The organism is Paenibacillus sp. FSL R5-0470 (genome assembly GCF_037975205.1).
Lineage (GTDB): Bacteria > Bacillota > Bacilli > Paenibacillales > Paenibacillaceae > Paenibacillus_AQ.
Window position 1 is genome coordinate 5,530,803 of the sequence record NZ_CP150238.1, and the last position, 13,482, is coordinate 5,544,284.

The 13,482-nt window shown below is 46.1% G+C and carries 6 protein-coding genes and 1 other annotated feature; of the genes, 2 read left to right on the forward strand and 4 right to left on the reverse strand.

All coding sequences use genetic code 11. From position 1 onward, the window contains the following. The first annotated feature begins 60 nt into the window (after positions 1-60). Positions 61-3,405 carry an SNF2 helicase associated domain-containing protein gene (locus MKY99_RS24505; RefSeq protein WP_339266820.1) on the forward strand — a complete coding sequence of 1,115 codons (3,345 nt, stop codon included), beginning with the start codon at positions 61-63 and terminating at the stop codon, positions 3,403-3,405. A 59-nt stretch (positions 3,406-3,464) separates the two neighbouring features. On the opposite strand, the gene MKY99_RS24510 is transcribed toward MKY99_RS24505, so the two are convergent. The 3 genes from MKY99_RS24510 to MKY99_RS24520 all read right to left on the reverse strand — a co-directional run bounded on the left by MKY99_RS24510 (position 3,465) and on the right by MKY99_RS24520 (position 7,653). Next, positions 3,465-4,553: an exosporium glycoprotein BclB-related protein gene (locus MKY99_RS24510; protein ID WP_339266822.1), complete on the reverse strand. Its 1,089-nt coding sequence runs from the start codon at positions 4,551-4,553 to the stop codon at positions 3,465-3,467. Positions 4,554-4,948: 395 nt separating this feature from the next. Next, positions 4,949-7,279 carry a collagen-like protein gene (locus MKY99_RS24515; RefSeq protein ID WP_339266823.1) on the reverse strand — a complete coding sequence of 777 codons (2,331 nt, stop codon included), beginning with the start codon at positions 7,277-7,279 and terminating at the stop codon, positions 4,949-4,951. A gap of 14 nt (positions 7,280-7,293) precedes the next feature. Next, complete coding sequence (locus MKY99_RS24520; protein ID WP_339266825.1) at positions 7,294-7,653, reverse strand: hypothetical protein; 360 nt, start codon at positions 7,651-7,653, stop codon at positions 7,294-7,296. Between the two features lie 279 nt (positions 7,654-7,932). Further along, positions 7,933-8,149: a binding site (T-box leader), on the forward strand. 40 nt (positions 8,150-8,189) lie between these two features. Here MKY99_RS24520 and argS point away from each other — a divergent pair. Further along, positions 8,190-10,055 (forward strand): arginine--tRNA ligase, encoded by a 1,866-nt coding sequence (gene argS / locus MKY99_RS24525; RefSeq protein ID WP_339266827.1) that lies wholly within the window; start codon positions 8,190-8,192, stop codon positions 10,053-10,055. 54 nt (positions 10,056-10,109) lie between these two features. On the opposite strand, the gene MKY99_RS24530 is transcribed toward argS, so the two are convergent. After that, a complete protein-coding gene (locus MKY99_RS24530; RefSeq protein ID WP_339266828.1) occupies positions 10,110-13,454 on the reverse strand; it encodes a cellobiose phosphorylase in 3,345 nt (1,114 codons plus the stop codon). Between the last annotated feature and the right edge of the window lie 28 nt (positions 13,455-13,482).

Consider the following 13,482-nt stretch of genomic DNA (forward strand, 5'->3'; position numbering starts at 1 on the left):
ATAAGGACTATATAATAATCGGACTTTTCGAAGAACAAGTTACGAGGAAGGAATTATGTTATGGGCTTTAGTGTGACAGAACGGGTAATTAAGCTGCTGTGCGGCAAGTCTATTTTTGAAAAAGGATTGGCTTATTACCAGTCTGGAAGCGTCGATATAATAGATGTTGAAGAACGTAATGAATCCATCCCAGATCTTCCCCGCTCTCGTTATGAAGCGCTCGTTCAAGGGGGCATTGGCTACGAAGTCATGGTTGTCATCGATATCGACGGTGATGTCACGGCAGAATGTACTTGTCCTGCTTACACGCATGGAGGGCCTTTCTGCAAACATATCGCAGCCGTACTGATCAGCATTGATGCCCTTGAAACTGCTGGAGAACGGCCAGACTGTACCGGAACTTCCAGCCATTCTACTATTGAAGATACTGGAGTCTTAACCCCACGTAATGTTACGGATTCTACGCGAGACATGGGAGGAAGGTCCAGAGACCAGCATCTTGTGAGCAGCCTGCTAGGCATGTTCAGTAACCATAAGCCGCGTCCGAGCGGTACTGGGGCTTTTGTAGATAATAGAATCCCTTTAAATGTCGAGTTCATCTGCAAGCCATTCACTTACAGCTATAGCACTACCATGCTTGGAATAGAAATGAAAATCGGCTCGAAACGACTATATGTCGTTCATAGAATAAGAGGTTTTCTGGAACGTGTACATCGTGGAGAAACCTTCGAATTCTCGAAGCATTTCGTCTATGACCCTGCCATTCACAGCTTTCGGAAGGAAGATAACATCGTTCTTCAGAAGCTAATTGAAATTGTCTTAAATGAAAAAATGTATCGCGATAACGTCACTAACTACTCTCCATATGGTGGCAACCTAGGGGGTGATCGCCTGCTGGCTATCCCTCCTTTTTTCTGGGAGACGCTTCAGCCCGCACTTTCAGAGGTTCAGTCGGTATATCTGCAACAAGAAGAGGTGTTGTACGAAGGCATTCATATGTCTAATGAAGCACCGCCCCTTAGCTTTGCGTTCGAACAAGCCGAAGGCGAAGGCTACCATCTGGATATTCAAGGACTGGAGCAGATCTCAGTTCTGGAAGATTACGGACTCGTGCTGTCTGAAGGTAAGCTGTTGAAGCTAACTGCTCAGGAATGCATGCGCCTATCTGAGATGAAGAAAATACTGGAATCCTCTCGTCGAGATGGCATCGATATTGCCCCCGAACAAATGGAGCCTTTTATGGACAAGGTTATTCCTGGTCTGAAAAAACTGGGAAACGTGCATATCGCCGACTCTATTGCTGATCGAATTGTGCAACACAAGCTTATAGCGAGGCTCTATCTGGACCGCGTGAGAGATCGACTGCTCGCCGGGCTAGAGTTTCAGTATGGTGACATTATCATCAATCCTTTGGATGAAAAAGCCCATGTTCGCGGTACGGACTTGATTCTTATACGCGACGGTGAAGGAGAGGCCCGAATTCTGGAGCTGATGGAGCATGAATCCTTCGCCAAAACCGAAGGCGGGTATATTATGACGGATGAGGACGGTGAGTACGATTTTTTATACCACACGATTCCGTTGCTTGAACCACTATTGACGGTCTATGCGACCACCGCTGTCAAAGAAAGACTATTCACGGGAACTACGCCACCAAAAGTGAGTATTAGTTGGAATGAGAAAACCGACTGGCTTGATTTTAAATTCGACATGGGTGGTATTCCAGAATCTGAGATTGTGATGGTCTTAAAATCACTTCAGGATAAACGTAAATACTACCGATTGCCCGAAGGGGCACTGCTACCTCTGGAGAGCGAGGAGCTCCAAGAAATCATCACCTTTATGAACGAGATGGGCATTCGAGAAGGTGAGATTAAAGGTGCGCAATTTTCTTTACCAGTCGTTCGTGGGTTACACTTAACCTCTTCCGATTCTCAAAGTGACTCAGTCAAACTGAGCAGATCCTTTAAAAGGTTACTTGCGAATATGCACAATCCTGAGAACCTTGACTTCCCTATACCGGAGAGTCTGGCTCCTGTGCTCCGGGATTATCAGCAGTATGGATTTCAGTGGCTGAAGACGCTGGCCCATTACCGTTTCGGGGGAATTTTAGCGGATGATATGGGTCTTGGCAAAACGCTGCAGAGTATCGCTTTTCTGCTCTCTGAGCTTCCGGATATTCGTCAGAGTGGTCTGCCCGCTCTTATTGTCGCTCCTGCCTCTCTCACCTACAACTGGCATAATGAGCTTAAAAAATTCACGCCTGAGATTAAGGCTGTTATTGCAGATGGAAGCTTAACGGAACGCGGTCGAATTTTAAAAAATGCAGCGAAGGCGGATGTAATTATCACCTCTTACCCGCTGCTTCGAAGAGATGTTCAGTTGTATACTAAGAAATCTTTTCACACCCTGATTCTCGATGAAGCGCAAACCATAAAGAACCATACGACGCAGACCGCTCAAGCAGTTATGGCTCTTCAAGCCCGGCATCGTTTTGCACTTACTGGGACTCCTGTTGAGAATGCGCTAGAAGATCTATGGTCCATCTTCGGCACTGTGTTTCCCGGGTTGTTTCCAGGTAAGAAGGCTTTTCACGATTTGCCGAGGGAAACTATCGCTAAACGGGCACGTCCTTTTTTGCTGCGGCGCTTAAAGAGTGATGTGTTAAAAGAATTGCCTGAGAAAATCGAATCACTCCAAGCCTGTGAGCTGTTCCCTGAGCAGAAGAAGTTATATGTCGCTTATCTCGCCCGTTTGAAAAAAGAGGCGCTTAAGCATCTGACCCTGGATAGCTTCGGTAATAATAATCGGATTAAAATCCTTGCTGGTCTCACCCGTCTGCGCCAGCTATGCTGTCACCCGGCTCTATTTGTGGATGGGTATGAAGGAAGCTCCGCCAAGTTCGAGCAGCTGTTTGAAATCATAGAGGAATGCCGCAGTTCAGGTAAACGAATGCTAGTATTCTCCCAGTTCACAGAAATGCTCGGTTTGATTGGACGTGAACTCGGCTATCAAGGTATTCCATATTTTTACCTAGACGGTCAAACGCCTGTGTCTCAGCGCGTAGATTTATGTAATCAATTTAATGAAGGAGAGCGGGATATTTTCCTGATCTCCTTAAAAGCTGGCGGAACCGGACTCAATTTAACAGGGGCAGACACTGTCATTCTATACGATCTATGGTGGAACCCTGCCGTCGAACAGCAAGCTGCAGATCGGGCTCACCGAATCGGACAGAAAAAAGTAGTTCAAGTGATCAGACTCGTCACCCAAGGCACTGTGGAGGACAAGATGTATGAGCTACAACAGAAGAAAAGGAACTTAATCGATGAAGTGATCCAGCCAGGTCAGGAAGGGTTATCTACCCTTACAGAACAAGACATCCGAGAAATTCTGATGATCTAAATAAAGGGATATCCTCTAACCATACGGCTTTTGGGATATCCCTATTTCTGTATTCATCATTATACGATGGTAACTCCAGCACTACCGTACCCGGCAATGGTTGTCGCAACGTCAACTCCATCTATGACTGATGCACTAAAGACTAATAATAAGCGTTCTCCAAGAGTCACAGGGATACTCAAACCTGTGGTTGTTCCCGAGCTAATCGTACCAAGAGCAAGTATTCCTTGAAGGGAAGGAGTTAATGTTACTACAGCCCCAGGTACTGCTGTAAAGATATTATTAGATGTAGAAGAACTAAATAAACGAGCTGTTATTGATAATGTAGAACCCAATAAACTAAGTGCAGCTGTTGTGCTGAAATAGGCCGCTAAAGAGGTAATCGTTCCCGTACGTGGAACGGAGAATGCAAAGTTCAACAAGGTTCCAGCCGCACCTGTAAGATCTATCGTACCGCCAGTAACACTTATATTTGTTGCACTACTTCCGAATCCTATGATACTCGAAGTATTCAGTAAGCCTCCCAATACAGTTGTCATAGCTACAGGTAGGCCCGAAGCATAAGGAATGATTGCACCTGAACCAGCCGGCCCGGTCGCCCCGGGTACACCTGCACTTCCTGTGGCTCCAGTTACACCTGCTATTCCCGCTGCTCCAGTTGCTCCTGCTGTTCCCGTCGCTCCAGCTGTCCCCGTTGCCCCAGTTACGCCAGTACTTCCTGCTGCTCCGGTCGCACCTGTACTTCCCGTCACACCAGTGTCTCCTGTGGCTCCAGTAGCTCCTGAATAACCTATATTTTCACCATACAATTCAGAGTAGACAAGCCGATGTGCAGTCACTAATTGGCCTGTGCTGCTTTTCCCCCAAACTGAGACTTGAATTGGATCGTCTAATAGAATAGGAGTTGTGAATACAAATTCGAATGAATCAAAATTCGCATAATAATCTTTCGTTAATACTTCATTAGGTCCCACAGTATAAAGCTCACTAACATATAGTGTTCTTGTCCCGTTCATATAATATCCTTCGACTTGAATCAACGATGTAGTGACATCACTCTGATTAACAAGTTTAATAGTAATAAGCTGAGTAGGTCTTTCACCGCTTACCAAATTATTTTCTATAGGTCCAGTGGATAAATAACTCAAGTTCTCAACTCCTTTTATTTTAAAATAGATTGCCTACAACAAGATTGTCCTCCAAAAAAATTCTGAATAGTAGCGTTACTATAATCATTCCTCCGATCTACTCTAAATCGCTAACAATGAGCCTATTATATTTTTAAGAATGAATTTTTCGGCTCTTAATAGTAATATTCTTATCTCGTATTAATGTGTGGACATCCATCAAAAGCTACTACTATACATATTGAATACTTTTAAAAGGATCCGGAAACCTATCAATATTTATAGATTGTAAATCTCAGGAGCAGTACTCCGTTTTGCCCACAACTCGTCCCGTTCACAAAACAGAGGATAGCTCAGGAAGCCATCTTACGGCTACTGAGCATCCTCTTTTTTCACAATCAAACTCAGAGATAAATTTACGTCAATTCATGAACAGACCAAACTATACCAGAAGTATTGGCACCGCCCAGATTCAAAGGAACCGTCAAGCCATTAGAAACATAGAACAAGCCAATAACATCACCTGCTGTTAGTGCAAATTCTCCAACCAGCGTTACAGTCCCACTTCCCAAAATAGCTCTCAAATCTAGAATAAGCGCAACATTCACATCCAACACAGGGAATAATCCACTTACCAGATTTGTTGAAGTAGGAGAAGTTCTCTGAACTACGAAAGCTGGATTGATACCACTGCCAAGACTAATTGAGATTGAGGCAGTTGTGGAATAGTTAATGGTCGCTTCAATAGAATATCTACCCGTTGTCGGAACTGTGTAATTTCCCGTAACTGGGTTAAAGGAAGGATCAGAATAGAAAGGAGAAGCCACAGACCATCCAGTCAGTTGGGAAGAAGTAGAAACTGACAAAGCTGATAGGAACGCTGAGAATCCCTCAGCTTGAATATTCGGCCCTGTTGCTCCAGTCACACCAGTTATTCCTGTTACTCCCGTTACACCAGTCGCTCCAGCTACTCCAGTTGCCCCCGTTGCTCCAGTCGCTCCAGCTGCTCCTGTTGCTCCAGTCACACCTGCCGCTCCTGTTGCTCCGGTCACTCCGTCCGCTCCCGTTGCTCCAGTCACACCTGCCGCTCCTGTTGCTCCTGTTACACCTGCCGCTCCCGTTGCTCCTGTTACACCTGCCGCTCCAGTCGCTCCAGTCACCCCGTCGGCTCCTGTTGCACCAGTCGCTCCAACTGCTCCGGTTGCTCCGGTCACTCCAGCTGCCCCTGTTGCTCCAGTCGCTCCAGCTGCTCCTGTTGCTCCAGTCGCTCCAACTGCTCCCGTTGCTCCGGTCACTCCATCGGCTCCTGTTGCTCCGGTCACTCCAGCCGCTCCCGTTGCTCCAGTCACACCTGCCGCTCCGGTTGCTCCAGTTACACCTGCCGCTCCTGTTGCTCCAGTTACACCTGCCGCTCCCGTCGCTCCAGTCACCCCGTCGGCTCCTGTTGCTCCAGTCGCTCCAACTGCTCCGGTTGCCCCAGTCACTCCAGCTGCCCCTGTTGCTCCAGTCACTCCGTCGGCTCCCGTTGCTCCAGTTACACCTGCCGCTCCTGTTGCACCAGTCGCTCCAACTGCTCCCGTTGCTCCGGTCACTCCAGCTGCCCCTGTTGCTCCAGTCGCTCCAGCTGCTCCAGTTGCTCCAGTCGCTCCAACTGCTCCCGTTGCTCCGGTCACTCCATCCGCTCCCGTTGCTCCAGTCACTCCGTCCGCTCCCGTTGCTCCAGTCACTCCGTCTGCCCCTGTTGCTCCAGTCGCTCCAACTGCTCCCGTTGCCCCAGTCACTCCATCGGCTCCTGTTGCACCAGTCGCTCCCGTTGCTCCTGTTGCTCCTGTTGTTCCTGTTGCTCCAGCTGCTCCAGTTGCCCCAGTCACTCCATCGGCTCCTGTTGCACCAGTCGCTCCAGCTGCTCCAGTTGCTCCAGTTGCTCCAGTCACTCCAGCTGCTCCTGTTGCCCCAGTCACTCCAGCTGCTCCTGTTGCCCCAGTCACTCCATCTGCTCCTGTTGCTCCTGTTGCTCCTGTTGCTCCAGTCACTCCATCGGCTCCTGTTGCACCAGTCGCTCCCGTTGCTCCTGTTGTTCCTGTTGCTCCATCTGCTCCTGTTGCCCCGGTCGCTCCTCCGGGCGCTCCTGTAGCTCCGGTCGCTCCATCTGCTCCCGTTGCTCCTGTTGCCCCAGTCACTCCATCGGCTCCTGTTGCTCCCGTTGCTCCTGTCGCTCCGTCTGCTCCGTCTGCTCCCGTTGCTCCTGTTGCTCCGTCTGCTCCCGTTGCTCCTGTTGCTCCGTCTGCTCCTGTTGCTCCAGTCGCTCCATCTGCTCCCGTTGCTCCAGTTGCTCCGTCTGCTCCTGTTGCTCCAGTCGCTCCATCTGCTCCTGTTGCCCCAGTTACCCCTACCGTTGCTCCGAGTAATTCAGAATGGACTAGTCGGTGAGCACTCACAATTTGACCCACACTATTTTTTCCCCAGACTGAAATTTGAATTGGATCATCTACTAGGCTTAAAGTCGTAAAAATAAATTCAAATGCATCAAAATCCGCATAATAATCTGTTGTTACAACTTGATCAGGCATAACATTAACAAGCTGACTAACATACATGGTTCTTGTCCCATTCATATAATATCCTTGAACGAGAACCGTAGAAGAAACAACGTCACTTCGGTTATCGATTTTGATCGTAACATGTTGAGTAGGTCGTATACCTCCCACCATGGTATTATCTATCGGCCCAGTAGATAAATAGCTCAATTCTCAACACTCCTTTAGATTATTCCTACATGTTTTTCCCACGCTACTATACGATGAGGTTCTACTAATTCCCCTGAAGCCTGTTTTCCCCAGACCGAGATCCCTACCTCTGCTTCAACAACTTCTAATGTCGTAAACTCAAATTCAAATGCATCTAAATCTGCAAAATAGTTCCTAGTTAGAACTTGGTTAGGTGCGAGATTAATCATTTCATTCACATACATCGATCTTGACCCATTTAGCAAAAATCCCTGAATAACAAGATTATATGGATTAAGAGAATCACGATTAACTACTTTTACTGTTACGATTTGTGTCTGTCTGACCCCTAGAATTGGACTATTATCTATAGGTCCGGTTGAGAATAAAGCCATCTTTTTCACTCCTCTCTTCTGCTGCAGTTTGAAAAATAAAAAAACTATAAAACTAGTAACATGGTTCATAATTAATAGCTCTATATAGTAATATTCTGTATTCAAAGTTAATGTGTGGACATTTATGCAAAGGAATTGCCACTCAAAAAAAGACAACCTTCTATTCTTTGAATTTGTAATCTACTAATCGGACAATCTTAAACTCAAGCATTTTCTACGTTTTCTAACTAACACCCTATTGCTTTTTTCGAAATATTCGTTATACTGATAAAAATTATTCAAGCATCGATGAGCGGGAGAGTAGTTAACGTGTTCTAGTCCTCAGCGAGCCGGGTAAGTGCAAGCCGGTACAGATCACCTAATGAAGCGCACCCATGAGATGGACTTCTGAACCTAAGTAGGAAGTCCCGGCTAAAGACCGTTATCCTGTAAGGTGGCTAAACATCTGTTTAGCAACGAGAGTGGTACCGCGAGCGCTAAAGCCCTCGTCTCTTTTGAGACGAGGGCTTTTTTGTATTTTTAAAGGAGGGTATAAAATGTTAAGTCAAATCATCAAACACAGCATTGAACAAAGTGTAAAAAAAGTATTCCACACCTTAGAAGTTGCCTACCCAAAAGATGTTGCAATTCTGATCGAACAGCCAGCTAATCTAGAGCATGGTGATTATTCCTGCAATATTGCTATGCAGCTAGCCAAACTCCTGCGTAAATCCCCTCTCGTCATAGCAGAGTTAGTAAAAGCAGAAATTAAATTACAAGAGAGATACACGGGTCTTTTACAAAAAGTCGAAGTAGCTGCTCCTGGATTTATTAATTTGTATATGAATTGGCAGGTGTGGGCTAAACATTCCTTTAATCTGCCTGACAGCACAAGGGAAAAGGTCATCATAGAGCATACTTCAATCAATCCAAATAAAGCTGCTCATGTAGGTCATCTGAGAAATGCTTGCATCGGCGATGCGCTGGTCAGAATAATGAAAAGAACCGGACATAACGTAGAGGTCCATAACTACGTGGATGATCTGGGCAACCAGCTGGCAGATACAGTCGTTGGTTTATTAAATGTACCTTTAGAAGGGGAACATCAACGTTTCGGTGATTATTGCTGGGATCTATATGCCAAAGTGAACAAAGAATATGCACGGAATCCAGAGATCACTCACAAGCGCACAGATATGCTGCATGCCCTTGAACAGGGTGATGGTAATGAGGCGTGGCTGGGCAACCTAGTCGCTGAACGTATTGTGAGAGAACATGTATCGGAAATGAAGCGTTTTGGTATTCACTATGACCTGCTGGTGTGGGAGAGCAATATTTTAAAAGAGGGCTTCTGGACAGCCGCATCTGAGCTATTGAAGCAAACGGCAGTTTTTGTACAGGAGACTGAAGGCAAGCTTGCGGGCTGCTGGGTGCTAAAACAAGGGACAGAGGTTAGCAGTGGAGCGGATTCAGAGGATCATCAGATGGATAAGGTGCTTGTGCGTTCGAATGGGATTTTGACGTACACAGCCAAAGACATTGCTTATCATCTCTGGAAATTCGGTCTACTATCCAAAGATTTCACCTACAGTGAATTCTCGTCTGGTTTATGGACCACAGGATTAACTGGAACCCCTGAGCCTTATGGACATGCCGACCGTGTTATTAACGTGATCGATTATAGACAGGAATATCCGCAACAAATGGTTAAGCAGGCTTTAGGAGCACTAGGATATAACGAGCAGGCTGAGAAGCTCCATCATGTAAGTTATGGCGTTGTTTCTCTTAGTCCGGCCTCTGCTGCTGAGCTGGGGATAGATATTTCAGAAGGGAAATCTTCTTATGCCATGTCCGGGCGCCAAGGAATCGGTGTTAAGGTGAGCGATTTAGTAAAGCTTATGGAACAGAACATAGAACATTCGCGCTCTGATAAAGAGGGTCTTACCAGCCACATCATTGCAGCTGCTGCTATTCGTTATTATCTGCTGCGGTTTAACCTGGGAACGGAAATCGTGTTTGATTTCAAACAGGCTACCGAAATATCCGGTAATACCGGGGTTTATCTGATGTACACCTATGCGCGTGCAAGCAGTGTTTTGGGCAAATCAACAACCCCATTAATTACAGATGCCTCAAAGCTTCAATTTCCACTCGAAATGGAAAAAGCAGAGCTCGCTTTGCTGAGACAGCTTGGCGTCTGGCAAGAGACATTGTATTCTGCCAGCATAGAATTAACGCCGAATATACTCTGCACGTATGCGCATACCTTAGCCACACTTTTCAATAACTTTTATTCTATATGTCCGATTTTAAAAGGTGCGGAGGCTACCATCGCGTTCCGCCTCTGGCTCACTTCGAGATTTAAGGACACTTTAGGTGATGTGCTAGAGGTTCTTGGGTTACCGACACCGAGCCGTATGTAGTACAAAAAGGGCAATCTCCATGCTTATCGCGGAGATTGCCCTTCTTTTATTATCTTACTTATAAATGTCTATCACATTTCCAGCTTCTACGCAGAGACGATCAAAGTCCTCACGTTTGATACGGATACCACCACTACGGTAGCGATTAAGCGTACCTTCGGCTTGCAATTCTGTACCGTTAACAGTAATCCGACTGTTATCAGAGCCCGTAAGGTGATAAATAAAGTCTACCTTAGTGCCTGCATATTCAAAGCTAAAGCGCATTCCGTCCAGCGACTCCGGCAGAATTGGATCGACGATTAAATCTCCGCCTTCCGTACGGATCCCCAGTGCATTCGAGATCAACTGGTTCATGTAGATCCCAGGACCGCTTGAATAGATTCTCCAGCCACCTTTAACCGCTACGTCACCATTACGCAGTTTATCGAAATTCTCCTGCGCCTCGTAACGGGTGTTAAATTTACCATCCGAGCTACTGAAATAAGAGTTAGCCTGACGTAGTTCAGCGTTTGGCACCACGTCGCGGATTCCGATCGGATTGATCGCCGCTAGGCCATTCCAGACCTGATCGGTTTTCCCTAGCTTAGCCATAGCTTCTACATAACGGATGTGTGCATGTACATATTGAAGTCCAATTTCCCGACCAAAGTTAGAAGCTTGCTCCGCACGTTTGAAATGGGTGCTTACGCCGCCAACATATTGAGCTGGACGGTTCATCAGACGAACGCCATCTGGACAGAACAGTTTATCCTGGATTACTTCATAGTGGGCTTCGGCTTGTTCTGGTGTAAGCAGCTCACTGATCATACTGCGCGTCATTGGCAGCAGACGGTATTGGATCCCTGTTTCCGTATCACTTGGATGTACCATAAGCTTCACTTGCTCTGGGTCCTCCATATACAAGAAGCCTGGAATTACCTCAGATTGAAGCATATGTGTGTTGAAATCCTCACGGATTCCCTCCACCATCGCTTTCAGCTCTTCCGAACCTGCTGGATCAACTTTATGAAGCACTTCTGAGAACTGATTCAATGTCTGATAGGTAAGCGCCACTGTCCAGCTGCTAACCATGTACTGCTTCAGCTGTGGATTAGCCGGTTGGAGTGTATCATCCCAGTCACCATCACCGTAAGAAGACAAATGCGTGTCATGCAGGAAGTGATTCTTAATATAAGCAACTTCCTTCCGTGCATGATCCAGCAGCGTCGCTTTTTCCTCTGTAAAATCAAAGCTATGCTTACGAGTATAAGGCACAGTCGCTTGCAAAATACTGTAGTCTTGCGTTACCGCCAAATAGTCTCCAAGCACTTTGAGTGGCCATACAATAATATCTCCGTGGCTCTCCTCTTGCTGAATCTTCGTATATTTATCAAACATGAACCACTGTGGCCAGTTACCATCATCTTCATATTGATGAGCATACAGGGTCAGCAATATTTCGCGAACCTGATCGTATTTTTGCGTAGCCATGAAGTATTCCACTGGTCCCTGACACACGTCACGGGTTCCCCAAGCAGCGCCGCCGTATTGTTCCAATCCGTGAGGGACTGAATAATGGACGAGCATATTATGTGTATACCACCAAGCTAGAGCATTTACCTTAAACAACTCACCTTCGGACCCATCACCTAACGTCAAGCGGAAGCCATTCATAACCCCGCTGTAGAACTCGCGGTATGCGGAAATCTCCTCTTCGGCTGTACGGCTGCTCGATTGAATCTCCTTACCATCCAGAAGACCTTGAATGTTCAATGTCCATTCAATGCTCTCCGACAGTTCCAGAATAGCTAGCGGCGCATCTGACTGGTCAGCATGAGAGACAAGTCTACCTTCATTTTGAAGAGTGAAATCCGCTCCCTGTACCTGGAATTTATATTGCAGATCAGGATATTCTCCTGCACTTAGTGCACTTCTATCAGCCGAGAAGGTTACGGTTCCCTCTTCTTGTTTGAATTGATATGGAAGCTCGTATTCGTTAACGTTCATAGTGATTTGATTAGTGACTAGATAGCGATAAGCTTTTCCACTTTCCGTACGCACATTCAGGAATATCTCCGGAGAATCTGCAGTAGTGTAGTTCGTAATAATAAAGCATTCGCCATCTGTTCTGTAATACCAACGGGCATAGTTGAAACCAACCTCGAACAATGAAGGCATGGTCAAGAGGCGATATTCGCCATTCCACTGTACATAGATTCTTTGTCCTGAAGCCTTTGGAATGTTAAGTGCATTTCTGGCATTGGTCATGAGCTTGTTGAAATTGGTATTGCCAATAACGATTTGAGAGTTAAATATTCCGTACATATAGGAAGTCGTAGTGATTACCTTATCGTTAAGTCGGGCATTATCCCCACTCATTAGAATATGACCATGAGGACGCTCTACCTTAAGTTCCTTCTCTTTTAATACAACATGCTCATAATTTTCCGTGAAGAAAGACAGAAGCTGGTCTCCCTCTTTTTCCTCTTGATAGCGAACCGGGAACAAGGCTTCGATCTCTTCGCTCGTCAGAGAATTTGCAGCTAGTGGTGCTCCCAGCTCTTTTGTCAAGAAAGAACGCTCGAGCGGTGCTTCAGCTTCTAAAGGCAACTCTTTTACCGTTTCCCAAGCCGCAGCAACATCCTTCGTGAATTCTAACGAGGTAATCGCTTCTGGATGATCTTGCTTGAACAATCCATAAAATACAAACCGGGCTTCCCCACTCAGCTTCACCCGCTCCGATTGCAGCGCAGTATAAGCGAATTCATATTGATAGATTTCATTACTTAATTGCTCACGGCTCAGGCTTTCTGGTTGATTGGTCTCTTTATAAGACAATCCAAAGAATTGGAAACCATCTGTTGAGAAGCTTGCTGCCTTAGTGATTGCACCCTGTTGTAGATATGGAAATTTGCCACCTTGCGGTTGATTCTGTCTGGAACATACTACATATCCCTTTGACTGATCCTCGAATACGGCGTGGTCAATATACTGTGACAGATAGGCTTCATTACTGCGAACAGCACCGATATCGGCAATACCCACATCTTGTCCGTACACGAGATCCACATCTGCATCTTGCCCTTTAAGCTTCACGTCCCAGAACCAAGCGCCTTGAGCCGTCGGAGTAAAAATAACCTGATACTCGATATTTTCCGCAGTACCTTCCCAAACCAAGCGGTTCCCAGCCTTACGTACAGTGCTTGAAGAATGAATGCCCAGCAAAGGAACAGCTTGAATGCTTCCATTACTATGAATACGTAAATATAGATTGGATAAGGAGCCATCCACAATATTAGGCAGCAATTGATTGATCATTGTCCGTTCATGGAGAACTTGGAACAAGTCCCCGCTGTTTGTAAAAGTGAATGATAAGTCTCCAGCGTTTAAATGGATGTTAGAATTCATATTAGTAGTCATATTCTTGCACTCCTCTATTACGACAGCC

Bases quoted from the DNA above. Each gene is read 5' to 3' on its own strand.
- argS (WP_339266827.1), top strand. From the start codon at position 8,190: ATGTTAAGTCAAATCATCAAACACAGCATTGAACAAAGTGTAAAAAAA.
- MKY99_RS24520 (WP_339266825.1), bottom strand. From the start codon at position 7,653: ATGGCTTTATTCTCAACCGGACCTATAGATAATAGTCCAATTCTAGGG.
- MKY99_RS24505 (WP_339266820.1), top strand. From the start codon at position 61: ATGGGCTTTAGTGTGACAGAACGGGTAATTAAGCTGCTGTGCGGCAAG.
- MKY99_RS24530 (WP_339266828.1), bottom strand. From the start codon at position 13,454: ATGACTACTAATATGAATTCTAACATCCATTTAAACGCTGGAGACTTA.